Raw genomic sequence first — 24046 nt, forward strand, 5'->3', positions numbered from 1 at the left:
CTGTGCATGGGGTTGTTTTCGCACTTGGCGTTTGATCCGGCGTCTAGCCGGCGAAAGACCGGCGCAACCGCCGCCAGCCGATGACGATGCCTGACATCGAGAACACCAGCCCGAGCGCGCAGAGACCCACGATCAGGACATCGCGCAATCGCGGATGCGCCACGAGGATTGGAAAATCGAGCGTGTGGAGCGCGCTATAGACCCAGCGATAGGCTCGCCGCGAGGCATCGAGCCTCTGCACCACGCTGCCATCAGCACCATCGATATCGAACCAGAGATCGCCGCAACGGGACCGGTAGATGGGTGCACCCGACACCACGGATTGCGCAGGATAATCGTCATCGACCGCAACAGCGGACGGCGCGCCACAGCCGGCCGCAAGGCGCGCCACCACACGCTCGACCTCTTGCGCGCTGAACATGTCCGCCTCCTGGTCGTCAGGCCGCACCAGAAGCTGCTTGTCGAGACCCATCCGCTCGCGCCGATAAATCGTGCCGTTAAAGCCAAGCCATTCAACTTCGCGCGCCGAGGACGATATCGGCTTGCGATCGCGCAAGGCGGCCGTCTTCCAGTCCGGCAAGGCGTTCATCACCCCGGCCTCAGCCGGGGTCAACTGGCCGCGCGAAAACAGCCGGCCGTGGTCCATCGAGAGCCAGCCGCTAAAAATCCAGGTCAGCACGAAAGTCGTCGCGATGAGACCGATGATGTGATGCAGGGCGTGCCAGCCACGGTAAGGCGATGAGATCTTCCGCTCCCGGAGCCTCAGCCTGATAACACCGAGCACCGCACCCAGCACCGCCGCGATCAAGGCCAGCAGCGATAGCGTCCAGACCACGCCGTCCCACAGCGCCCAATTGCGCCTGAGGATCGTCGGGTAGATCCAGTGCAGGACGCTGCCCGCGAGATTCCAGCCGCGTTCGCTCCGCGTCGTGTCGAGCACAACGTCGCCGGTCATCGACGAGACGTAAAGCTCCGTGCCGGCGGCATCGCCAAGTGCGATACGAAACAGCGGCCGGTAGCGATCAAAGCCGTTCGGCACGCTCCACTGATCGTAGTCCGCGTATGCAACGACAGCCGCATGCGCGGCATCGAGCCCGCGCTGGCTTGCATGAGCCCGCGCAAGGGCGAGCGCGATCTCGGGCGACGACACCGATGCACCCTGCCCGTCCGAAGCGCGGACAGCACGAAGCCGCGACGGTCCCGACACGACGTAGACCGGCCCATCGTTCCGTTGAACCAGGCGGACGCGCGTCGCCTCGGTCAGGCCGCTTGCCGCCACCGCATCGGCAACCGCCATGATCGGCTTTGCACGATCCACCGGCGCAAGGCCGGCAAATCGCTCCGCTTCCGTGAGCGACGGAAACGGAACGAAGTGCATCACGATCCCCGTCGCGAACCACATCGCGAACAGAAGGCAGAACGCGATCCCGAGCCAGCGATGCGCGAGGACGATCGCGTTCATCATGTCGTCAGCGCCCTACCATTTGAACGCCGCCGAGAGCTCGTAGGTGCGGGGCGCACCGAGCAGGATCTGGTCGGGATAGAACGGATCGCCCCAGATCGCGTAGCGCTTGTCCGCGATGTTGCGCACACGAAAAGTCAGGCGGGCCTGGTCGACCGCGTTGAACACCGTTTTTGGAATGTCGACGAACGCATAGACGTCGGCGACGGTGTACGCCTTCATCGTCACGACGTTGGCGTCGGTATTGTAGCGGTCGCCGACATGGCGGCCGGTGATACCGAACTCCACCGGCCAGGGCGTGAAGAACCGGTACGACGCGCCCGCATTGGCCACGACCCGCGGCACGTTCGGCGGCGTGTTGCCGGAGAACGAGCCACCGACGAAATTGTAGTCGGCGTAGCGGGCATCGACATAGGCGATGTTGCCCCAGAGGCGCAGCGGCTCGATCGGTCGCACCGAGGCGGCAAGCTCGACGCCCTTCGACTCCTGCCGCCCGGCAATGTTGAGCGCCATGCCGCCCGCCGCGGCATACACGTTCTTGCGCAGGATGTCGTAGGCCGAGAACGACCACTCCGCCCGGTTGTCCCAGAACAGGTGTTTCACACCGGTCTCGTACGTGCGCGCCGTCGTCAGATCGAGCGGCTGGGTGGGCGCGAGCAGGAAGATATTATTGGCAGAGATATCCGCGCCGGTCGCGTACTGGCTGAAGAAGGTCAGGCCGGGGACAGCCTCCCAGGTATAGCCGATACGGCCCGTCGTCGGCGCCCAGTCCTTCGTGAACGGAAAACCCGCATTCACAAGCCCGGCGACGTCGGTCGAATTGCGGTCGAGCCCGATATGCTCGACACGGAGACCACCGACCAGCGCGAAGCTGCGCGTGAGCTTCAGCCGGTCCTCGAACGACAGCGCCTCGTTGTCGATCCGAGCGGTCTGCTGCTTGGTCGTGAGCGTGCCGTAATAGCCGCGCACGGGATCGACGAGCGGAACATAATCGTTCGGGAAGATCGCCTCGCCCGGCCTCACGAAATCGAGATAGCTCGACGACAGCGTCGTGACCAGGCGGTTGTCGAAGCCCGCAACATTCGCATCCCAAATCAGGTCGGTGATGTTGCCAACCAAGCGCTGGCTGTGCGCGACATAGAAGCGTTCCCGATACACTTGGTTCTTTGTGGAATCGAACGCCTCGATCTCGTTGTTGAACCAGGTACGCTCGGCGCCGTAACCATAGGCCTGGCTCTTCAGCGTCAGGTCCGGCGCCAGCTTCAGCTCGAAGCCACCGCGCAGCCACACTTCCTGCGCCACGTTTTTGTTGTCGAGGACGTTGTAATTGGTGTTGAAGGTACGGTCGTCGATCGTGACGGCGCCAAGGTCAGTCCTGTTGAAGTAATTGCCCGAGACGATGCCGCTCGTCGCATGCGTGCCGCTGAAGGCGACCGGCACCAGCGGCGCGCCCCAATAGGCCTTCGAGCGATCCTCGCGATACTCGATCGCGCCCCAGACCTTGAGGCTGTCGGAGATGCGGTAGTTGAGCTGGCCCGACACATCCAGCGTCTTGGTGTTGGTGTCGTCGGCAAAGCCGTTGAGCGAGGATCGGCTGACGTCGAAGCGGTAGTCGAGGCCCTGAACGTTGGTGCTGCCACCGGAGCCATAATGCGTGCGGAACGAATTCAAGGAGTCATAAGAGAAATCCGCCTCGTTCCGGATCGCCCCTGTGTGCGGCTGCTTGGTGACGAAATTGATCGCGCCGCCGGCGGCCCCCTCGCCCGACATCAGCGAGGCCGCGCCTTTCAGGATTTCCACGGCCTCCAGATTGGCGGTGTCCATCACCCGCGAGGTCATGTTCTGCGGGCCGATCTTGATGCCGTTATAGAGCGTGTTGATCTGGCTGTTGGTGAAGCCGCGCATCGAGAAGGCCGCAGGCTCGGCCGGGTTGTCGCCGGAGGTGACGCCGACTGCGCCCTGCGCGACCTCGGACACGGTGCGATAGCCCTGCTCACGCATGGTCTCGGCCGAGATCACCTCGACGGTTGCGGGCGTCTCGCGCACGGTCAGACCGAGACGCGAGGCGCTTTCCGCCACCGCATTGCTGTTGAGCGGTGTTTGCACCGTTGCCGTCGGCACGGCGGCCTTGGGCGCGGCCGATGCGGCCGCTGGCCTGCGCGCAGCTGCGCGGCGTGGGCCCTGCGCGTCCCGCGCGGCAGGCTTGGCCTGCTTGCGGGGTTGAGCGGGCAACACCTCGACGGGCGGCAGCGGCTCGCGGGCCTGCTGCGCCAGCGCGGCGGGCGGATCAAGAGCGGCAAAACATGTGAGCGTGGCGGATGCGAGCAGGAATCTGCGCGAGCGTAGAATTCGGATGAAAGACACGGTTGGACCTCGGTGACGTCAGTGGCACGTCACAGCGAACCAAGGTCCCATCGTCCGGCTTTCAGCCTTCCGATGAAGCCAAATGTCTGTACTCCCCGACCGACATCTTCGCGTGTGACCACGGCTGACGGCAGGTCTCCTGGCTCGCGGGTCGTTACCTTGCATCGCCTTCCCGGGACCGAGATACCCAGTGGCTCGTGACACAAGATTCGCCGCTTACAGTTGCGGGGGCAGCCACGGCATTGGGGACAATGTCCCCGCACCGCATTCCCTTTTCATCCCCTCTCGGGGAAACCGTCGAAGCCATCTAGGATTACGAGCAAGACAGAGTCAATGTACAAGCTGCGGCGTTATTGCCACAGCGACCAACTTCCTTGGGAGATCTGCATGGAAGGCGAAACCTTCCTCTGGTTGATACGGCATGCCCCCGTCGACGGCATCAAAGGGACGATCCATGCGGCCGACGCGCCTGCCGATCACGGCGATCGCGCGCAGCTGGAAGCGCTGCGGCGACACCTGCCGCGGGATGTCGCCAGCTATGCCAGTCCGTCGCGGCGTACGGTCGAGACGGCGCGGGCGCTGGGGCTCGAACCGGCTTTGGTCAGCGAGTTCAGCGAGCAAAACTTTGGCGACTGGACCGGCCGGCGGCATGACGAGCTCGCCGCGACCGGTGGCGAGGCCTATACGCAGTTCTGGAGCGATCCGGCGCGCGGAAAGCCGCCGGGCGGTGAAAGTTTTGACGATCAGGTCGCGCGCGTCCGGCGAGGTCTCTCGCAGATCGGCCCCGGCTCCGCAACACTCGTCGTGCATTCCGGCACGATCCGCGCGGCGCTCTGTGTTGCGCTGGATCTCACACCACAAGCAGCCTTGCGCTTCGTGGTCGATCCGTTGTCGCTGACCCGGATCGACCGGCTCGCCACCGGCTGGCGCGTCGTCTCCGTCAATCAGCAGATCAGCTAGGCCGATCCGGCACGTTGGCCTGCGCAAACGTCGCCATGCCGTTGTGGAGGCTGCACGCGAGCCGCACCAGCGGCAACGCGATGGCGGCGCCCGATCCCTCGCCGAGCCTGAGATCGAGGCTGATCAGCGGCTGCACGTTCAGCGCGCGGAGCACGAGACGATGCCCCTGCTCCGCCGATTGATGCGACGGCAGCAGGAACGGCTGGCACGACGGATTCAATCGCGTCGCCGCCAAAGCTGCGACCGAGACAATGAAGCCGTCGATCAGGACGGGAATACGGCGCTGTGCAGCCGCGATGATCGCGCCGCAGATCGCCGCGATCTCGAGACCACCGACCGCGCTGAGAATCTTTTCGGGCGCAACACCAGAGACGCCATGATGCACGATCGCGGCATCGATCACACGCGCCTTGTGCGCGCGGCCGGCCGCATCGACACCGGTACCGCTGCCCGCAATCTCCTCGGCGCTGATGCCGAGCAGGCTCGCCGCAATCGCGGCCGAGGTCGTGGTGTTGCCGATGCCCATCTCGCCGAAGATCAGGAGATCGGGTTGTTGGGCTTCCGCGCGCGCGACTACGCGCTGACCGGCTTCGAACGCAAACGCCAACTCCGCAGGCGCAAGCGCGGCTTCAACGCTGAAATCGCGCGTGCCGCTGCGCAGCTTGTCGGTGACGACGCCCGCCATCTGCTCCTGCGCCAGTGTGCCGACGTCGACCACCTCCAGGCTGGAACCAAGTTCGCGTGCGAGCACCGAGATTGCCGCGCCGCCGGAGGCAAAATTCGCCATCATCGCGATGGTCACGGCTTGCGGGTAGGCCGATACGCCCTGCGCGACGATGCCGTGATCGCCGGCGAAGACGATGATCGGCACGCGGGCCGCGCGCGGCTGCCCGGTCGCTTGCAGTCCCGCAAGCTCGATCGCTAGCTGCTCCAGCCGGCCAAGCGCGCCAGTCGGTTTCGTCAGCTGCGCCTGCCGCGCGATCGCCGCATCGCGATGGGCTGCGGAGATCTCGGGGCATTTTTTGTAGACCCAGTCGGGGAGCATGCTGCCTCGCTTACGGCCTGCGCTTGAGAATGTAGCTGTCCATGATCCAGCCATGCCGCTCGCGCGCCTCTTGCCGCGCAGCGACGATGCGTGGGCCCGCTTCGACAAGCGCGCCGGACATGATGATCTGATCGGGCATGCCGAGATAGGCGCCCCACCAGATCTGAAGCCCTTCCGGATCGAGTGACTGGAATGCGATGCCGCCGTCGAGCATCACAACAATTGTATCCACGCCTGCCGGCCAGCCGCCTTCGCGCAGGCGACGGCCGGTGGTGACCAGGAACGGCTCGCCGATGTCGTTGAGCGGCAGCGCATGCGCTGCGCAGAGCGCCTGGATCGAGGTGATGCCGGGGATGACCTCGATATCAGGCAAGGGATCGAGCCGTCGCGAAATGCGCAGCGAGGAATCGTAGAGCGAGGGATCGCCCCAGATCAGCAGCGCGACCTTGCCCTCGCCTTCGAGATGGCTGGCGATCGTCTGCGACCAGGCCGAGGCCACGGCATCATGCCAGTCGTCAACACCTTTGCGGTAGTCCGCATCAGTTGCATCGCGCAGGGGAAGATCGAACTCGGCGATGCGCGTCTGTTTGTTGGTGAGCACATCCGCGCAAATCGTCCGCCTGAGATCGGCGAGATCGGATTTCGCCGTCCCCTTGCGCGGGATCAGGACGAGATCGGCCGCGTTGATCGCACCAATCGCAGCACGTGTGAGCTGCCCGGGATCGCCGCAACCGATGCCTATCAGGGAGAGCGTGAGCATCGCGTGTGGGGGCGGCCATCGTGGCCGCCCCTTGGTCTCTTAAGCAGCGTTATGCAGGCGCGGCGTGACGAGGCCGGGCGCCGTGACACCGCGTAGCGACTTCGCCAGCGCCAGCACTGCGAGATCGGCCAGCGGCTCGATCACGATGACCAGCGCGTAGGAGGCCGCGAAAGTCGCGATGTTGACGAGATTGGTCGCGCCAAAGCCGGAGCCATAGAGCGCCCAGAACGCCACCCAGGCGATGACGCCAGCCTGATACGTGGTCGAAAGCGCCAGTGCCTGACGGTACTGCAAATCGACATAGGCGGTGGCGCGTGGAATGATCCGCGTGGCGATCGCCTGGATCGCGAACAGCGGCACCAGCAGCGTGGTGACGTTCATGCCGTATTGCGGCAAGTCGGGCGGCTCGAAGAAGATGCCCTGGAACAGAAGACCGAACGCGAGGCCGAAGGCCGCGGGCGCAGCACCGAACAACAGGAACAAGGTCGAGCCGAGGATGAAGTGCACCTCGGAGACGCCGACTGGGAAGTGCGGCATGATCTCGAAGAAGATGAAGACGAGGCCGGTGGTGGCGAGCGTCCGCGCCGCAAACGACGTGATGCCCTGCTCGCGCACGGTCTCGACCGCGAGCTTCAGCGCAACACCGCCCACTGCGATGCCCGTTGCGTAACTCAACACGAGCTTGGCGTCCGATACTAGTCCGGGTTCGATATGCATGGCTCAGTTCCTTCCTGCCGTCACACCCGACGGCCTTGGCCTCAAAACATGCACGGCCGGTCTCCTGGCTCGCGGTTCACTGGGGTTCTCCGGCCTTCCCGGACCTTGCGGCCCAGTGGCTGATCGGAGTCCCTCACCGCTTACAGTCGCGGGGGCGGCTGGGGTTTTGGGCGCCGCAACTGGGTCCGCCCATCCCCATTCCCGATTATGCTCTAAGCGCTTTGCGCCGCGTCGAGCACCATGCATCTCCTGTGTGCCCTTTTCGCCAGCCGGGCGTCAAGGGGCGACCGGCGGCCGGGGCGATCATGACGGATAATCCCCCGCCAGCGCGCCGAACAGGATCACAGCGGCGGTCGAAGCCGCGCCTCCCCGGGCAAGCTGCTCGGCCAACTCGCCAATCGTGGTGCGGAGCAGGCGCTCGTCGTCGCGCCCGAGGGATTCGGCGAACAGCGCCGGGGTCTCAGGCGCGAGGCCATGCTCGATCAACTTTGCGACAAGCTCCGGAAAGGTGCGCCGGCCCATATAGACCACGGTCGTCGCCTCAGGGTCGGCCAGCGCCGCCCAGTTCAGATTTTGCGGCAGCTCGCCGGTGACATCGGCCCCGGTGATGAACTGCACCCGGCGCGAGGTGTGGCGCCGGGTCAGGGGAATGCCGGCTTGCGCGGCGGCGACACAGGCCGAGGTGACGCCGGGAATGATCTCGTAGCCGACGCCGGCTTCGCGCAGCGTCTCCAGCTCCTCCTCGAGCCGGCCGAAAATGCCGGCATCGCCAGACTTCAAGCGCACCACGCGCACGCCGGTGGCGGCATAGTCGACCAGCAGGCGATTGACATGATGCTGTTTGGTCGAGGGCCGGCCTGCCCGCTTCCCCACCGCGACGAGATTGGCACCGGGCCGGGCGAGATCGAGGATCGCCCCCGAAGCGAGGTCGTCATAGAGCACGACATCGGCCTCGCGCAGCCGCGCGGCACCCTTGAGCGTGAGAAGCTCGGGGTCGCCGGGTCCGGCGGAGATGAAAGTGACAAGACCGCTCACCGGTCCTCCGCGATCAGATGGAAGAACGTGCCGGTGGCGTGGTCCCGCCGCGAGCCGGTCTCTGCAATGACCGCGCCTGTCGCATCATGCACGACAGCCAGCGGCGTATCGGGCTGAGCGAGGATCGTCGAATAATGAAACTCGTGGCCGCGCAGCCGCGCGCCCGCCTGATGCCCCGGCATGGGTGCAGCGAGTGCGGCGAGGCGATAGCCCAGATGCATGCGGCGCTTGGCAAAGCTCGTCTCCAGGCCGAGCAAGCCCGTCATCTCATGGCGGATGCCGTCGGCGTCGGTCAAACCTGCGCCCAGCACCATATAGCCTCCGCACTCGCCGTGCACGGGCCGTGTCTCGGCGAAGGCACGCAGGCCGCTGCGGAAGCGATCATTGGCGGCGATTGTCCCGGCATGAAGCTCGGGATAGCCGCCGGGCAGCCAGCAGACATCGGCGCTCTTATCGGGCGCTTCGTCGGCAAGCGGTGAGAATGTCGAAATCTCCGCGCCCGCCGCGCGCCAGGCTTCCAGCATATGCGGATAGACGAAGGAAAACGCCGCATCTCGGGCAAGCGCAATGCGCTGGCCGGGCGGCGTCACGTTCAACCCATTCGCGGCAGGTTGCGGCGACCAGCTGGCAGCCGATCGCAGCACCGCATCGAGATCGACATGTTCGGCGACGAAGCGCGCGGCCTCGTCGATCAGTTTTCCGATCTCGGCCTGCTCCTCGGCCTGCACCAAGCCGAGATGCCGTTTCGGCAGGCTGATCTCGGCATGGCGCGGCAGCGCGCCGAACACGGCGATACCAACGCCGTCCAGCGCATGCCGCACGAGAGCTTCATGGCGCGGGCTGGCGATGCGATTGAGCACGACGCCCGCAAGGCGCATACCGGGGCGATAATCGCGAAGGCCTGCGGCGATTGCGGCTGCCGTCTGCGCCTGTCCGGAGGGATCGATTACCAGCACCACCGGCCAGCCCAGCATCTCCGCGATATCAGCGGTGGCGCCAGTGCCGGAGACGCCGCGCGCGGCGACGCCGTCGAACAGGCCCATCGAGCCTTCGGCGAGCACGACATCGGCATCCGCGCCGCGGCTGACGAGATGCGCGATCGTTGCGCGGTCCATCGCCCAGCTATCGACATTGACGGAGGCGCGTCCCGTCGCAGCGGCGTGGAAGGCAGGATCGATATAGTCGGGCCCGCTTTTAAAACACTGCACGTTCAATCCGCGATGGCGCCAGGCGCGCGCGAGCGCCAGCGTCAGCGTGGTCTTGCCAACGCCGGAAGCAGGTGCGGAGATGACGAGCCCTGCCGGCATCACGACGCCTCCGGAAAGCGTGGCTCGGCGCCTACGGGGCGATAGCGGCGATCGTAGTCGGCGGCGTAGAGGCGACTCTCGTCGAAATCCGCCGAGCCCAGCGTCCTGCCGACCAGGATCAGCGCCGTGCGCTCCATCTCGCTGCCGACGGCCGCATCGAGTGTTGCAAGCGTGGCGCGGACGATGCGCTGGTCCGGCCAGCTTGCGCGCCAGACGATCGCGACGGGGCAATCCGCGCCGTAATACGGCGTGAGCTCCGCCACGACCTTGTCGAGCAGATGGATCGACAGATGGATCGCCAGCACCGCGCCGGTGGCGGCGAAAGCGGCGAGCTTCTCGCCCCCGGGCATCGCGCTGGCGCGACCGGGCGTGCGGGTCAGCACAACCGTCTGAGCAAGGCCGGGCAGCGTCAATTCGGCCTCTAGCGCCGCCGCTGCCGCCGAGAAGGACGGCACGCCCGGCGTCACGGTGTAGGGAATGCCGAGAGCGCGCAGGCGGCGGAGCTGTTCACCCATCGCCGACCAGATCGAGAGATCGCCGGAATGCAGCCGCGCGACGTCCTTGCCCTCCGCATGCGCGGCGGCGATCTCCGCGATGATCTCGTCGAGCGACAGCGGCGCGGTATTGACGATGCGCGCATCGGTTGGGCAATGCGCCAGCACGCCCTCGGGCACCAGCGAGCCGGCATAAAGACAGACCGGACAGGCGGCAATGAGGTCGCGCCCGCGCAGCGTCAGCAAATCTGGAGCGCCCGGCCCGGCGCCGATGAAGTGCACCGTCATGCGCCGTCTCCTTCGGCGATCGCCGCGGTCGCAGTGCGATCCTGCGAGACGGCCCGGGGGGCAATCAATCGCGCACGAGGACCAGCAGCAGCGAGCGCCGCCGCCTCGGCAACAGATCCCGTGCCGAACTTTTCCGCGACCAGCTTTGACTGCGTCGGCGTATTGATGCCGGCCAGCATATCTGCCGGGACAGCCTTGATCGGCACGCCGCATTCGCGCGCGAGCTGTTTTAGCACGTCCGCGTCGGCCTTGTCGCTGACGGTCGCCACCGCCGCAAGGCCTTCAATGCCGCCGGCCGCGAGCAGCGCCTCGCGCAGCGAAGCCAGCGTGACATCCCGCTTGAATCCGAGCCCAGCGACCTTCATCGGACCGCACTCCATTGCACCACAGGACGCGCCGCTTCCCAGGACCGATAGCGGCCGAGCGGAGCGGCCTGTGCAATCTCGACCCGCATCAACTCGCCGCCATGGCGCTGATGCAGCTCGCCAAACAGCGCCTCCGTTTCCAGCGTCACGGAATGCGCAACGAGCCGCGTGCCCGGTGTGAGCCGGGACCAGATCGCGTCGAACGTCGCATGATCAAGACCGCCACCGACGAAGACGGCGTCAGGCAATTCTAGTCCGGCCAGAGCTTCGGGCGCAGACCCCGTGATGACGGCAATCCTATGCATCAGCCCGAACGCCGCCGCATTGCTACGGACATTCGTCGCGCGATCATCGCGTGCCTCGACGGCGATCGCCGTCCCACCGCATAGCGCCCATTCAACCGAGATCGAGCCCGAGCCTGCGCCGATGTCCCACAGCCGTTCGCCGGGTCGCGGCGCCAGCGCAGAGAGCGCGAGCGCACGCACTGGTCTCTTGGTGATCTGGCCGTCGTGGACAAAGAGATCGTCCGATAATCCAGAGCTGCGGGGAACGCCGAGCCCTCCCCGCGCCAGCACGGCCACTGCAATCAAATTCTCAGGCATATCCTCAGCGAAGAGATCGGCGCGATGCTGGTCGATGTATTCGCGTGGGCCGCCAAGCGCAGCAAGAGTCCACATGAGTGAGGCGCCCCATCCGCGTTGCGTCAACCATCTCGCGAGATCATCAACCGCCTTGCCGTCGCGCACGAGGCAGATGATGCGCGCACCTTGCGCCAGATGTGGGACAAGACGTTCGAACGGCGCTGCGTGGAGACCAAGACAGGCGGTTGCTTCGAGGCGCCAGCCCAGCCTCGCGGCCGCGATCGAGAAGGTCGACGGCGCCGGATGCGCGATCCACTCGTCGGAACCCAGCCTTTCGGCGAGGCTTGCGCCGGCGCCGTGCCAGAACGGATCGCCGGAGGCGAGCACTAACGTTGGCTCACCGCGGCGGCTCAGCACGACCTCTGCGTCGAACGGCACCGGCCACGGGCGGCCACGGTTACCCACGCCGGCGAGCGCGAGATGCCGTTCACCACCGAAGACAGTTTCGGCATCGTCGAGCGCCTTTCGGCTTGCCTCGGACAGCCCGGCAAGGCCATCTTCGCCGATACCGATGATGGTCAGCCAGGGATCAGCCATGACACGCGCCCTCATTCTGGGCGGAACTGCCGACGCGGGCCTGCTCGCGGCGGAGGTCGCGCGCGCACGCATCGATGCTGTGTATTCCTATGGCGGCCGAACCCGCGCGCCTGCTGATCAACCGCTGCCGACCCGCATCGGCGGTTTTGGCGGGGTGAGCGGGCTGGTCGACACCATCCGTGGTGAAGGCATCACCCATGTGATCGACGCGACGCATCCCTTCGCGGCCGAGATGAGCCGCAACGCGGTCGAGGCGTGCGCGCAGACCGGTACGCCGTTGATTGCGCTCGAACGCGCTCCGTGGACGAAAGCGCCCGGCGACAATTGGATCGAAATTCCCGATGTCGCTGCCGCGGTCGGCGCGCTGCCCGATTCGCCCGCAAACGTGTTCCTCGCGATCGGCCGCCAGCACATCGCGCCATTCGCGACCAGGCCGCAGCACGCCTACACGCTGCGCTTCGTCGACCCGCCCGAGGCGCCCCTGCCCTTCGCCGCAGAGGTGATCGTATCGCGCGGACCATTCACGTTCGACGGTGAGTTGGAGATGATGCGCGCGCGCGGCATCGCATGGATCGTCGCCCGCAATTCCGGCGGCGACGGCGCGCGTGCCAAGATCGACGCGGCCCGTACGCTCGGTCTCCCCGTGATCATGATCTCGCGACCCAAATTGCCCGAACGGTTGCGGGTGGAGAGCGTGGCCGAGATCATGCAGTGGCTCGGTCATCGCACCTGCCTCGGCGCATAGACCCAGCGGCCGACGCGCCGCGTCTGCGAGTTGCCGAGGATCACCAGCGTGCGCATGTCGGCCATCTCGGGCGTCGCGTCGTTCAGCCTGACCGTCTCGATCTTCTCATCGGCGGCACTGATCGCACGCGCGAAGATCACGAGGCGCTCGCCACAGCCGGCGTCCTTGAGCAGCGCGAGCGCGCGGCCAAATCCTTCCGGCCGGTTCGCTGAGCGCGGGTTGTACATCGCGATGGAAAAATCTGCTTCGGCAGCCAGCCGCAGACGCTTCTCGATCACGGCCCATGGCTTGAGATTGTCCGAGAGATTGATCGCGCAGAAATCGTGGCCGAGCGGCGCGCCGGCGCGCGCGGCCGCCGCCAGCATCGCGGTGATGCCTGGCAGCACGCGGATCGGCAACGCCTGCCATTGCGGCGCCTGTTCGAGCGCCTCGAACACGGCGGAGGCCATGGCGAAGACGCCGGGGTCGCCAGAGGAGACGACAACGACTTGCCCGCCTTCGCTGGCCAGACGCAGCGCCTCGCTCGCGCGTTGAAGCTCCTCGCGATTGTCCGAGGGATGCAGCTTGAGCCCCGGTCGCGGCGGCACCCGCGAGACATAAGGTGCATAGCCCAGAATATCCGTCGCGGAGGCCAACGCGGCGGACACCTCGGGCGTCACCATCGCCTCGCTGCCGGGGCCAAGGCCCGCGATGGTCAGCGTGCCCGTCATTCGGCGGCGTCCAGATGCCGGCCCTGGCCGTGCACGAGCACGATCGCAAAGTAAGGACAGTCGGCGGCATCGATCTCGGCCAGCCGCACCACGCGTTCGCCCGGCATGGTGCCGCGCTCGACCAGCCAGGCATCATCCAGCCGGCCGGCGGCCGCGAGCGCGCGGCTCACTTTTGCGAGATTACGGCCGGTCTTCATGATGACGAGCGCATCGGAATCGCGCATGCGCCGTTCGAGTTCGTCTTCGGCGAGCGTGCCCATCAGCACCGTCGTCACGTCATCGCCGAGCGCGATCGGCTGTCCCACGCCGTTCCAGCAGCCGACCATGCCGGGAATGCCCGCGATCACCTCGATCTCGACACGGCCTTGCAGGCGCGTGTGCAGATGCATGAAGGAGCCGTAGAAATAAGGATCCCCTTCGCAGAGCACGACGACATCGACCGCGCGAGACAGCCGCGCCAGGCGCTCGGCCCATTCGTCGTAGAAGCCGCGCAGCAACTGCACGTATTCGGCGCTGTCGAAGGCGATCTCGGTCGTGACCGGATACTCCATCGCGTATTCGGTGACGTTGGCCGCCAGCATGCCCTCGACGATGCGGCGCGCCTGGCCGGGCCGACCCTTCTTGCGGAAATAGGCAACATGTTTTGCGCCCCGCACCGTGCGGTCGGCGCGCACGCTCATCAGATCGGGATCGCCGGGGCCGAGACCGCAGCAGATGATGCGTCCCATCTCTATTCGCTCCGGCTCGCCAGCGCGTTCACGGCGGCGACCGTGATCGCCGAGCCGCCGAGGCGGCCCTCGACCGTGAGCGCCGGCACAGGCGGATCGGCCATCAGTGCGGCCTTGGATTCGGCGGCGCCGACGAAGCCGACGGGACAGCCGATGATCGCCGCAGGCCGCGGGCAATCACGATCCTCCAGCATGTTGAGGAGATGAAACAGCGCGGTCGGCGCATTACCGATCGCGACGACCGCGCCGTCGAGATGCGGCCGCCACAGCTCCAGCGCTGCGGCCGAACGGGTGTTGCGCATGGATTGCGCCAGCGCGGGAACGGCCTCGTCGCCGAGCGTGCAGATGACAGCGTTAGCCGCGGGCAATCGCGCGCGCGTAATTCCCTCCGAGACCATGCGCGCGTCGCACAGAATCGGCGCGCCCTTCTGCAACGCCGCGCGCGCAGCGGTCGCCATGCCGGGTGTAAAACGGATATGCGCCTCCAGGCCCACCATGCCGGCGGCATGGATCATCCGCACCGCGACCTGCTCCTCATCCGCCGTGAAGCGCGCGAGATCGGCTTCGGCGCGGATCGTCGCAAAGGATCGCCGATAGATCGCCGCGCCGTCGGTTTCGTAAGTGTGCGGCATCAATGCCCTCCCATCAGGATGGAGGGATTTTCGACGATGTCGTCGCGATCAAGGCCGCGCAGAATGGGCTCATCGCGCGTCGATCCGCCGCGCACGAGGTCGAAGCCGGTCCCGGTCGCCACCAGCGTGATCGCGGCCGCTCCGGAATGCGCGCACCCCTTGGCACAGCCTGAGACGTGAAGCCGCGCGGCAGAGCCAATGTTCGGAGCAAGCGCCGCGGCTAGCGCGCGGGTGTCGGCGTGGGCCTCGCGGCAACGCGGCGCGCCGCTACAGGCGATGATGCGTAGCGCCGGATCGTAGGCCTCGGTGATGAGGCCCGCCGCGGACGGCATCTTCCGCTTGCCCTCGCTCAAAACCATCCGCCATGGCGTCATGCGCAGCGCATGCCCGCAGCCGGCGAACTGGGTGAGCGTCGCGTGCTGCATTTGCCCGAAGGCGACGCCGACCATCGCCCCCTGCGGATAAAGCCCAGGTCGCGCCGCGGCCATGATCGGTGCCGGCTCGGCCTCGCCGCGCAAAGCCTCAGGCAAGATTGCTCCGGCAGCGAGATGCGCCGCCATGCGCCCTCTTCCGTCCTTGGCGCCGCCGGAGGCGACGAACCAATTTGCAAGTGCGAGTGCTATCGTCACAGCCTCGCCGCGCGCGACGGAGCGGCCGAGCTTGGCGCCATCGGCCCGCACCAGCAATCCGCCGGCGCGATCGCGCTCGATCCGCACGTCAGCGGAATCGCCGGCGAGCACACGCGAGGTGCCGTCATCGATCGCGAAGCCGAATTTCGTCGGAAGCGCGAGCGCGCACCCTTCAAGCGCCTCCTCGAACTCGGCGGCCAGCGCCTGGGTCTCGTCGCCATCGCGCCAGAACGGCGTCACAAGGATGTTGCGACGGGATTCGGTCTCGGCGTCCGGATCAAGCAGCGCCAACTGCGAAAGGCCGTCGAGCAGCAATCGGTGGCTGGTCTCGCTGACACCCCTGATCTGGAGATTGGCGCGAGTGGTCACGTCGATCAGGCCATTGCCGTGGCGCTCGGCCAGATGCGCAAGTCCGGAAATCTGCGCCGCATCGAGCCGCCCGCCGAACGGGCGCACGCGAACCACGAGCCCGTCGCCCGATTGCATCGGCCGCAGCGCGCCGGGACACCAGCCCTTGACCATAGAAGCACTCATGACGCCTCCCGCAGCGCAGCCGCGATCGAATTGCGGCGCGTTCGCCAGAGTGAGGCTTCGTGCAAGCGGGTGAAGCACGTCTCCATCGCCGCCAGCGCCGCTGGACTTTCGCGGGCCATGAAGGCGCGGACGTCGGCGTTGCCGAGCGTCGCGTCATAATAGAGATCGAACAGATGCGGCGGCACGGCGTTCGCCAGATGGGCGAAGGCGGCCATGTGTTCGAGCGTCGCCGTGATCTCGGCAGCACCGCGAAAACCGTGGCGCATCATGCCGGCGATCCAGGCCGGGTTGGTCGCCCGTGCCCGGACGACGCGCGAGATTTCCTCGGTCAGCGTGCGCGCATGCGGTTGCTCGGGGCGCGTCGTATCGAGATGATAGAGCGCCGGTCCCGCCCCGCCGAGATGCGCCGCAGCCGCAGCAACACCGGCTTCATGCGCGGCATAGTCGGCCGCGAGCAGCAGATCGGTTTCCGGCAGATCCTGGATGTGCACGAAGGCATCCGCAGACGCGAGCCGCTGTTCGATCCCAGCGCGGTCCGGCTTGATCTCGCCATCCGCTGAGAACGCCCAGGACGATGCCGACAGCCAGGCCTCGCCGGCGGCGTCTCGCGTCTCGGGTGTGAAGGCATCGGGGATTGCCGATAGGCCGACGCCGTATTGTCCGGGCCGTGGTGCGAACACGCGCGAGGCACGGTGGCGATATGGATTCTCGTCGCCCTCGTCATCGCGGCTTGCAAGCGCCTCGGCGGCGGCTTCGAACAATTGCGCGAGGCCCGCAAAGACATCGCGGAAGAGGCCTGACACGCGCAGCGTGACGTCGATGCGGGGACGGCCGAGCTCGGCTGGTGCGATGATGTCGTAACCGGTGACGCGCCCGGAGGCGTGATCCCAGCGCGGCGCGAGACCGGCGAGATGCAGCGCCATCGCAAACTCCTCGCCCGCAGTGCGCATCGTCGCCGAGCCCCAGAGATCGACGACGAGACCCTTCGGCCAGTCGCCGTGATCCTGCAAGTGACGGCGCAGCAGCTCTTCGGCGAGTTTTATCCCCTGCGCATGCGCCGACGGCGTCGGCACCGCGCGCGGATCGACGGCGAAGAGGTTGCGTCCCGTCGGCAGCACGTCCTGCCGCCCGCGATAGGGCGAACCTGACGGCCCCGGCGCGACGCGTTCGCCCGCAAGCGCGGCACGTAGCGCATCGCGCTCCGCCTCACCGCAGGCGCCGCGGCCGAACACGTGCAGGCCGTCGCCGAACTGGCTTTCCTTGAGATCGCAGACGAAGCGATCGATCAGCGGAATGGCTTCAGCTGGTGCTGCCGATGCATCGAGGCCAAGATCGTCTTCAAGGCCTGCGGCGCGCGCCTCGTCGCGGATTGCGACGATCAGGCGCTGGCGCCGGGCAGGGTCGAGACCATCGGCGGTCGAATATTCGTCGAGCAGACGTTCGAGCCGACGCAGCCCTTCCGGCACCGCGGATTGTTTCAGCGGCGGCGGCAGATGGCCGATCGTAACAGCGCCAATGCGCCGCTTGGCCTGCGCGGCCTCACCGGGATCGTTGACGATGAAGGGATAGATGATTGGGAGATCGCCGATCAGGGCTTCCGGCCAGCACGCGGGCGACAGCGCCACCGATTTTCCTGGCAGCCATTCCAGCGTGCCATGCGCGCCCATGTGCACGACCCCATCACAGCTCTGCTGCCTGAGCCAGAGATGGAACGCGACATAGGCGTGGCGCGGGGTACGGGCGAGATCGTGATAGTCGGAATCCCGCGTGGTCGCATCTCCGCGCTCCGGCTGAACTGCGATGATCGATTGGCCGCAAGCGATGGCCGCGAAGTGGAACGCCCCATCGCGGCAATCGGAGTCGTTCTCAGGCAGCCCCCAAGCTTGCGCGAGATCATCCTGCAGGACTTGCGGAAGGCGCGAGAGCGCCGCACGGTAATCCGCGACGCTCCAGATCAGATGCTGGTTCAGCAAGGTCTCGCCGAGCGCATTGACCGGCGCAACATTGAAGCCGGCCTCCGCGAGATCGGACACCAAGGCCTCGACTGAAGCCAGTGCGTCAAGCCCAACCGCATGCGCGATCTGGTGCGGACGGCCCGGATAGTTCGAGAGTACGATCGCCAGCCGCTTCCCGGCGGCCGGCTTCTCCGCGAGGCTGCGCCAGGCCGCAACGCGCGCCGCAACAGCCATCACGCGCTCCTCATCGGGCCTGTGCGCCAGATGCGAAAATTGCAGGTCGGGATCGCGCACCGACGCTGACTTGAAACTCACAACGCCGGTAAACACGCGGCCATCGACTTCGGGCAGCACCACATGCATCGCGAGATCGCCGGGCGACAGGCCGCGCAGCGATTCCGCCCAGTCATCGCGCCGCGCCGATGAGAGCGCGACCTGGAAGACGGGACATGACGCCGCATCGAACGGTGTCGTGCCGCCCTCGCCCATGGCTGAGAACGCCGTCGCATTGACGATCGCGGCCGGAGGATTCTTCGCAAGATGTGCGCGCAGCCAATCCGCAACGCCCTGAGCCTTTAGCGACGTGACGAACGCGCCGTAAGCGTCAAACCCCTTCTCGCGCAGGGCCGCTATCAGGGCATCGACCGGGCCGGTGTCGGCCGCAGTGAGATAGGAGCGATAGAAGGTCACCAGCGCGCGCGGTTTCCCCTCGCCCGACGGCGGCGCCGCAATCACGCCGCGCGCGGGATCGTAAAAGCCCATCTCGGGCACCGTCATCTCGCCGATAACAGGGCCCGCGTAGAGACCCGAGGCCAATGCGAGCTGCGCGATCGCCGCTTGCGCCGCGACGGGACCGCCGGTGTCGCAAAGCACTTTTAGCCGCCGCAGCGTCGAGACCGGCAATGTCGAATATGCATCCAGCCGCGTGTCGTCGCGGCCGTCGGCCGGCAGCACGGCCAGCACGATGTTGCGATCCTTCGCGAGCTGCTGAAGGGCCGCGAGTCCATACGGCCAATAGGACTCACCGCCGATCAGGCGAACCAGAATGCCGCGCGCCTGCGACAGCGTCCGCTCGATATAGGTGTCGACCGACAACGGATGACGCAGTTCTGCGAGATTGGCGAGCCGCAGCGACGGCAGGCTGTTACGGCCTCTGCGCCATCCGGCTGCGAAGGCCGCTAGATCGGAATCCGAATACGAGAGCACCACGAGATCGGCCGGGTCCTGGCCGATGTCTCTGGGCGTCGCGGTCTCCTCCAGACCGCGGCTCTCGCGGAAGACGACGTGCATCAGATACCAAGTCCTTAAATACCAAGTCCCTGAATACCAAGTCCCGCCTTGATGGCGGCCTCGTCGATATCGCCGTGCTCGCCGATCACGACGAGCTTCGATTGCCTGATAGCCGCGCCCCATGGCTTGTCGAACTGGTGGCGCACGCGCTCGCCGACAGCCTGAAGCAGAAGCCGCATCGGCTTGCCCGCGACAGCGATGTATCCTTTAACACGCAGCACGTTCTGCTCGCGCGCCAGCTTCTGGACCGATGCGACCAGCGCGTCGACGTCGGTGACTTCAGGAAGATCGATCACGACGGACGCGAAATCATCATGCTCGTGCTCCTCTTCGCCGTCATGATGCGAGGGACGCGCGGCGAGATCATTTTCGGCGGCAGCGCCGAGGCCGAGGATGAGGCGGGCATCGATCGCACCGTCAGTGACGGGAAGCATCGGCACGCGGCGCGACATCTCGGCGGTGATCACCGCCTTGGCGGCCTCGATCCCCGCGGTGCCCGCAAGATCGGCCTTGGTCAGCAGCACGATGTCGGCGCAGGCGATCTGGTCCTCGAACACTTCCGACAGCGGCGTCTCGTGATCGAGGTTTTCATCCGCCGCGCGCTGCGCTTCCACCGCAATCGGATCGGGCGCGAAGCGGCCAGCAGCTACGGCTTCGGCATCGGCGAGCGCGATCACACCATCGACGGTGATGCGCGAGCGGATCTCCGGCCAGTCGAATGCCTTCAGCAGCGGTTTTGGCAGCGCCAGGCCCGAGGTCTCGATCAGGATATGATCGGGCCGCACCGGGCGCGCGAGCAACTTCTCCATGGTCGGGATGAAATCGTCGGCGACGGTGCAGCAGATGCAGCCATTGGCGAGTTCGATAATGTTCTCTTCCGGGCAATTGGCATCGGCGCAGGACTTCAAAATTTCGCCGTCGACGCCTTCGCTGCCGAACTCGTTGACGAGCACGGCGAGCTTCTTGCCATTGGGGTTTGCGAGCAGATGCTGGATCAACGTGGTCTTGCCGGAGCCGAGAAAACCCGTGACCACCGTGACCGGGACTTTTGCGAGCGAGTTCATTCGGCGGCCTCTGGCAACACGGCAACGGGGGGAATGCGAGCAAGCGACTGCTTGCGGAAGATTTCGGGACGGCTGCGCCAGGGCACGAGCCCGTCGGGCGCGGCCGCATAGGCCGCAGCACCTGCGACCACGTCCTGCGCGTTCGCATCCGACAGGCGACCATAGACATAGGACCAGCGGCCGGGCGCGCTGAGCGCCACCGAGCAGCCCTGGCTGCATGCAGAGAGGCATTCGACGGGAACCACATTGACGCCGTCGGGCACGCCGGCATCGAGGATCGCACCATGCAGGCGCTTGCCGGGCGTCGTCTCGCCCTCGCCAGGCGTCTCGCCGGCGCGGCAGGTGATGCAAACATGAAGTGTGACGGTCATCGCCTCTTCCAGAATAAACTACGGGAGGCGAAGAGGCGCACGGCCCCTGACTTGAGAGGCCGTTTCCCCGTCGCGGAACACCCCGTCCGCCGGTCCAAAACTCGTCCGCGCTGGCAGGTCTCCCGGCTTGCGGAGCAGGGTTTTCACCCTTCGATCCCCGCCTTCCCGATCCCGTGAGGGGTCAGTGGCTTCGGGCATCTCTCCGGTCACGGTCGCGGGGGCGGCTGCAGTTTAGATCCAAATCTTGCCGATTCGGACCCTATCGCATTCCCTCTTCGCCTGTCATAGGACAGGAACCAACGCCGGGCCACCATTTGCCCCCGGCCGCCTCTTGTCAAGCCGAAGGACCGGGACCGATGACGCCTGAACCGGATACCCAAACGGGTGAGGAAACCGACGCCCGGCACGCCCAGAAAATGGCGAAAAAGAAGGCCGCCCGCGACAAGATCATGGCGACCAAGAGCGGCGAAAAGGGCCTGATCATCGTCCACACCGGCGCCGGCAAGGGCAAGTCCTCCTCGGCCTTCGGCATGATCGTACGCTGCGTCGCCCATGGCTTCCCCTGCGCGGTCGTTCAGTTCATCAAGGGCACTTGGGACACCGGCGAGCGGCGCCTGCTCACCGGCCATTTCGGCGAGCTCTGCCAGTTCCACGCCATGGGCGAAGGGTTCACCTGGGAGACGCAGGACCGCGCCCGCGACATCGCCGCCGCGCGCGCCGGCTGGGAGAAGGCCAAGGAGCTGATCCTCGACTCCAACTTGCGCATGGTCGTGCTGGACGAGATCAACATCGCGCTGCGTTACGACTATCTCGATATCGCCGAGGTCGTCGAATTCCTGTCGACGCACAAGCCTGCGATGACGCATGTCGTGCTCACCGGGCGCAACGCCAAGGACGAGTTGATCGAGATCGCCGATCTCGTCACCGAGATGACGCTGGTCAAGCATCCCTTCCGCTCCGGCATCAAGGCGCAAGCCGGCGTCGAGTTCTGAGACTCTTCGCAATGGCGCGCACTTTGATGATCCAGGGGGCCGGCTCGGACGTGGGCAAGTCGCTCATCGTCGCCGGCCTTGCGCGCGCCTTCAGCCGCCGCGGTCTGCGCGTGCTCCCGTTCAAGCCGCAGAACATGTCGAACAACGCGGCCGTCACCGTCGATGGCGGCGAGATTGGCCGCGCCCAGGCATTGCAGGCGCTCGCCGCCGGCGTCGAGCCGCATACCGACATGAATCCGGTGCTGTTGAAGCCCGAGACCGATGTGGGCGCACAGGTGATCGTGCAGGGAAAGCGCATCGCAACGGCACGTGCGCGCGAATATGCGGCCATGAAGCCGCAGCTCATGGGCGCCGTGCTGGAGAGTTTTGAGCGGCTGAAGGCGCGCGCCGATCTGGTGCTGGTCGAAGGCGCGGGCAGCCCGGCCGAGGTAAATTTGCGCAAGGCCGACATCGCCAATATGGGCTTTGCGCGCAAGGCCGACGTGCCTGTCGTGCTGGTCGGTGACATCGACCGTGGCGGTGTCATCGCCCAGCTCGTCGGCATCAAAACGGTGATCGACCCCGACGATGCCGCGATGATCCAGGGTTTTGTCATCAACAAGTTTCGTGGCGATCCCACGCTGTTCGACGACGGCTACAGACTTATCGAAGCGAAGACCGAATGGCGTGGCCTTGGTGTGCTGCCCTGGTTCACCCGCGCCGGCGAGCTCCCGGCCGAGGACGCGCTGGGCCTGAGCGATGCGCGCAAGCCCGGGCAATGCAAGATCGCCTGCCTCGCGCTGTCGCGGATCGCCAATTTCGACGATCTCGATCCGCTGAAACTCGAACCGGGTGTCGACCTCGTGATGGTGCGTCCGGGCGAAGCGATTCCCGGCGATGTCAGGCTCGTCATCGTCCCCGGCTCGAAATCGACGCGAGGCGACCTAGCTTTCCTGCGCGCACAGGGCTGGGACATCGATCTGCTCGCGCATCGTCGCAGGGGCGGCCATGTGCTTGGGCTCTGCGGCGGCTATCAGATGCTGGGTCGCAGCGTCGCCGACCCTGACGGCATCGAAGGTCCCGCGGGCGACACGCCGGGCCTCGGACTTCTGGATGTCGAAACGGTGATGAACCCGCAGAAGACGCTGACGCGTGTTGCGGCCGTGCATGCCGCGACCGATCAGCCGATCGAAGCCTACGAAATCCACATCGGCCGCACCGACGGGCCGGATCGTGCCCGCCCGTTCGCGAAACTGAACGGCGAGCCGGAAGGCGCGGTCTCCAGCGATCGCCGCGTGCAAGGCAGCTATCTGCACGGCCTGTTCACGTCGGACGATTTTCGCAGGGCGTTCCTGGCCAAGCTCGACATTCCCGCCGGCGACGAGCCGTATCATGCGAGGGTCGAGAGCGCGCTCGACGCCCTCGCCGATCACATCGAACAGCATCTCGACGTCGACGGCCTGCTCGCGCTAGCGCGCTAGGACCTCGGCAAGGCGGGTCCATTCGGATTCGCCGCCGGGAAGGCCGAGCCGCAGCCATGTCGGCTGTTGCGCGAAGACGCGCGACCAGATCTGGGCACGCGCAAGCTTCTCCTGTGCAGCGAGAGCGTCGGGCGTTTCGTAAAGGCGAAAGAGCGGTGCGCCGCCGACGAGCCGCCAGCCTTGCATCTGCGCCATCTCGTCGAGCCGAACACAGTCTCGCGCAAGCCGCGCTGACGTAGCCTCAGCCCATGCGTCATCGCGCAATGCGCGGCAACCGATCGTGATCGCCGCTCCCGAGACCGGCCATGGCCCCGAAGCCGCCGCGAGCCTTGCAACGTCGGCCGCATTGCCAAGTGCAAAGCCCAGCCGCAGACCGGCAAGACCATAAAATTTGCCGAACGAGCGCAGGATCAGCAGTCCCGGTCGATCCGCCTGCGGCGCAAGCGACAGCTGCGGAGCGGCATCGGCAAAGCTCTCGTCGACGACGAGACGGCTGACGCGCGGCAACAGCGCCAGAAACTCCTTTGGCGCAAATTGCCGGCCATCGGGATTGTTGGGACTGACGACAACAGCAAGGTCCGCGCCTGCCAGCGCGTCGAGCTCTCCGACCTCATGGACATCCCAGCCCGCGGCCGAGAGAACACCTGCATATTCGTTGTAGGTCGGCGCGAGGATGCATGCGCGGCCGCGCCGCGCTAGCTGCGGCAACAATTGAATCGCGGCCTGCGCGCCGCCAAGCGCAACGATCGGCGCGCTCGTGCGGAACGCATGCTGCGCAGCCTGATGCAGCGCGTCGATCTCGGCACGCGCCGGCAGCGCGCTCCATGCGCGCGCGCTCACCTCGCCCACGGGATAAGGCAGCCGGTTGATTCCGGTCGACAGATCGATCCAGTCCTCCGCGCGTCCGCCAAAACGCTGCTGGGCCAGATCGAGATTTCCACCGTGCTCGCGCATGCCCCGT

At 66.3% G+C, this 24046-nt stretch carries 22 protein-coding genes and 3 riboswitches; of the genes, 4 read left to right on the top strand and 18 right to left on the bottom strand.

Going from position 1 to position 24046, the window contains the following annotated elements; genetic code table 11:
* Window positions 1-43: 43 nt before the first annotated feature.
* Together BMW89_RS06165 and BMW89_RS37765 are read right to left on the bottom strand one after the other, a co-directional pair.
* Window positions 44-1465: a PepSY domain-containing protein gene (locus BMW89_RS06165; protein ID WP_092023791.1), complete on the bottom strand. Its 1422-nt coding sequence runs from the start codon at window positions 1463-1465 to the stop codon at window positions 44-46.
* Between the two features lie 12 nt (window positions 1466-1477).
* Entirely contained in the window at window positions 1478-3826 is a 2349-nt protein-coding gene (locus BMW89_RS37765; RefSeq protein WP_177195861.1) for a TonB-dependent receptor, read from the bottom strand.
* A gap of 112 nt (window positions 3827-3938) precedes the next feature.
* A riboswitch (cobalamin riboswitch) is annotated at window positions 3939-4140 on the bottom strand.
* Window positions 4141-4213: 73 nt separating this feature from the next.
* Between BMW89_RS37765 and BMW89_RS06180 the strand changes: the two genes are divergently transcribed.
* On the top strand, window positions 4214-4786 hold the full coding sequence (locus BMW89_RS06180) for a histidine phosphatase family protein (RefSeq protein WP_092024662.1): 573 nt from the start codon (window positions 4214-4216) through the stop codon (window positions 4784-4786).
* Here BMW89_RS06180 and cobT read toward each other — a convergent pair.
* The 8 genes from cobT to cbiE form a co-directional block, all read right to left on the bottom strand.
* Window positions 4779-5831: a nicotinate-nucleotide--dimethylbenzimidazole phosphoribosyltransferase gene (cobT, locus tag BMW89_RS06185; RefSeq protein ID WP_092023795.1), complete on the bottom strand. Its 1053-nt coding sequence runs from the start codon at window positions 5829-5831 to the stop codon at window positions 4779-4781. The genes BMW89_RS06180 and cobT overlap by 8 nt on opposite strands.
* Before the next feature lie 10 nt (window positions 5832-5841).
* Window positions 5842-6591 carry a precorrin-6A synthase (deacetylating) gene (cobF, locus tag BMW89_RS06190; RefSeq protein WP_092023797.1) on the bottom strand — a complete coding sequence of 250 codons (750 nt, stop codon included), beginning with the start codon at window positions 6589-6591 and terminating at the stop codon, window positions 5842-5844.
* A gap of 39 nt (window positions 6592-6630) precedes the next feature.
* Window positions 6631-7308, bottom strand: a complete 678-nt coding sequence (locus BMW89_RS06195) for an energy-coupling factor ABC transporter permease (RefSeq protein ID WP_092023799.1) — start codon at window positions 7306-7308, stop codon at window positions 6631-6633.
* A gap of 37 nt (window positions 7309-7345) precedes the next feature.
* Window positions 7346-7566: riboswitch (cobalamin riboswitch) on the bottom strand.
* 45 nt (window positions 7567-7611) lie between these two features.
* On the bottom strand, window positions 7612-8343 hold the full coding sequence (gene cobA, locus BMW89_RS06200; RefSeq protein ID WP_092023801.1) for a uroporphyrinogen-III C-methyltransferase: 732 nt from the start codon (window positions 8341-8343) through the stop codon (window positions 7612-7614).
* On the bottom strand, window positions 8340-9650 hold the full coding sequence (locus BMW89_RS06205; RefSeq protein ID WP_092023803.1) for a cobyrinic acid a,c-diamide synthase CobB: 1311 nt from the start codon (window positions 9648-9650) through the stop codon (window positions 8340-8342). Before BMW89_RS06205 ends, cobA begins: the two co-directional genes overlap by 4 nt.
* Entirely contained in the window at window positions 9650-10432 is a 783-nt protein-coding gene (gene cobM / locus BMW89_RS06210) for a precorrin-4 C(11)-methyltransferase (protein WP_092023805.1), read from the bottom strand. The genes BMW89_RS06205 and cobM overlap by 1 nt, the downstream gene beginning before the upstream one ends.
* Complete coding sequence (locus tag BMW89_RS06215; RefSeq protein ID WP_177195862.1) at window positions 10429-10797, bottom strand: cobalamin biosynthesis protein; 369 nt, start codon at window positions 10795-10797, stop codon at window positions 10429-10431. Before BMW89_RS06215 ends, cobM begins: the two co-directional genes overlap by 4 nt.
* Window positions 10794-11975 carry a precorrin-6y C5,15-methyltransferase (decarboxylating) subunit CbiE gene (gene cbiE / locus BMW89_RS06220; protein WP_092023809.1) on the bottom strand — a complete coding sequence of 394 codons (1182 nt, stop codon included), beginning with the start codon at window positions 11973-11975 and terminating at the stop codon, window positions 10794-10796. Before cbiE ends, BMW89_RS06215 begins: the two co-directional genes overlap by 4 nt.
* On the opposite strand from cbiE, the gene BMW89_RS06225 reads away from it, so the two are divergent.
* Window positions 11974-12720 carry a cobalt-precorrin-6A reductase gene (locus BMW89_RS06225; protein ID WP_092023811.1) on the top strand — a complete coding sequence of 249 codons (747 nt, stop codon included), beginning with the start codon at window positions 11974-11976 and terminating at the stop codon, window positions 12718-12720. The two genes, cbiE and BMW89_RS06225, sit on opposite strands and share 2 nt — an antisense overlap.
* Here the strand turns inward: BMW89_RS06225 and cobJ are convergent.
* From cobJ to BMW89_RS06260, 7 genes are read right to left on the bottom strand one after another with little or no spacing between them, the layout of a single operon-like run.
* Window positions 12696-13430 carry a precorrin-3B C(17)-methyltransferase gene (cobJ, locus tag BMW89_RS06230; protein ID WP_092023813.1) on the bottom strand — a complete coding sequence of 245 codons (735 nt, stop codon included), beginning with the start codon at window positions 13428-13430 and terminating at the stop codon, window positions 12696-12698. The genes BMW89_RS06225 and cobJ overlap by 25 nt on opposite strands.
* A complete protein-coding gene (locus BMW89_RS06235; RefSeq protein WP_092023815.1) occupies window positions 13427-14158 on the bottom strand; it encodes a precorrin-2 C(20)-methyltransferase in 732 nt (243 codons plus the stop codon). The genes cobJ and BMW89_RS06235 overlap by 4 nt, the downstream gene beginning before the upstream one ends.
* 2 nt (window positions 14159-14160) lie before the next feature.
* Window positions 14161-14790 (bottom strand): precorrin-8X methylmutase, encoded by a 630-nt coding sequence (locus BMW89_RS06240; protein WP_092023816.1) that lies wholly within the window; start codon window positions 14788-14790, stop codon window positions 14161-14163.
* Window positions 14790-15953: a precorrin-3B synthase gene (gene cobG / locus BMW89_RS06245; protein WP_092023817.1), complete on the bottom strand. Its 1164-nt coding sequence runs from the start codon at window positions 15951-15953 to the stop codon at window positions 14790-14792. Before cobG ends, BMW89_RS06240 begins: the two co-directional genes overlap by 1 nt.
* Window positions 15950-19198 (bottom strand): cobaltochelatase subunit CobN, encoded by a 3249-nt coding sequence (gene cobN / locus BMW89_RS06250; RefSeq protein ID WP_092023818.1) that lies wholly within the window; start codon window positions 19196-19198, stop codon window positions 15950-15952. Before cobN ends, cobG begins: the two co-directional genes overlap by 4 nt.
* 14 nt (window positions 19199-19212) lie before the next feature.
* Window positions 19213-20262 carry a cobalamin biosynthesis protein CobW gene (cobW, locus tag BMW89_RS06255; protein ID WP_092023819.1) on the bottom strand — a complete coding sequence of 350 codons (1050 nt, stop codon included), beginning with the start codon at window positions 20260-20262 and terminating at the stop codon, window positions 19213-19215.
* Window positions 20259-20633, bottom strand: a complete 375-nt coding sequence (locus BMW89_RS06260; protein ID WP_092023820.1) for a DUF1636 family protein — start codon at window positions 20631-20633, stop codon at window positions 20259-20261. Before BMW89_RS06260 ends, cobW begins: the two co-directional genes overlap by 4 nt.
* 95 nt (window positions 20634-20728) lie before the next feature.
* A riboswitch (cobalamin riboswitch) is annotated at window positions 20729-20949 on the bottom strand.
* A gap of 40 nt (window positions 20950-20989) precedes the next feature.
* Between BMW89_RS06260 and cobO the strand changes: the two genes are divergently transcribed.
* Together cobO and BMW89_RS06270 are read left to right on the top strand one after the other, a co-directional pair.
* Window positions 20990-21625 carry a cob(I)yrinic acid a,c-diamide adenosyltransferase gene (gene cobO / locus BMW89_RS06265; protein ID WP_092023821.1) on the top strand — a complete coding sequence of 212 codons (636 nt, stop codon included), beginning with the start codon at window positions 20990-20992 and terminating at the stop codon, window positions 21623-21625.
* An 11-nt stretch (window positions 21626-21636) separates the two neighbouring features.
* The gene (locus tag BMW89_RS06270; RefSeq protein ID WP_092023822.1) at window positions 21637-23085 is read left to right on the top strand and encodes a cobyric acid synthase; all 1449 of its coding nucleotides are present in this window, start codon (window positions 21637-21639) and stop codon (window positions 23083-23085) included.
* Here BMW89_RS06270 and cobD read toward each other — a convergent pair.
* Window positions 23074-24039, bottom strand: coding sequence for a threonine-phosphate decarboxylase CobD (gene cobD / locus BMW89_RS06275; protein ID WP_177195863.1), 966 nt, complete (start codon window positions 24037-24039; stop codon window positions 23074-23076). The genes BMW89_RS06270 and cobD overlap by 12 nt on opposite strands.
* Window positions 24040-24046: the final 7 nt, after the last annotated feature.

Source organism: Bradyrhizobium sp. OK095 (assembly GCF_900109945.1).
Lineage (GTDB): Bacteria > Pseudomonadota > Alphaproteobacteria > Rhizobiales > Xanthobacteraceae > Bradyrhizobium.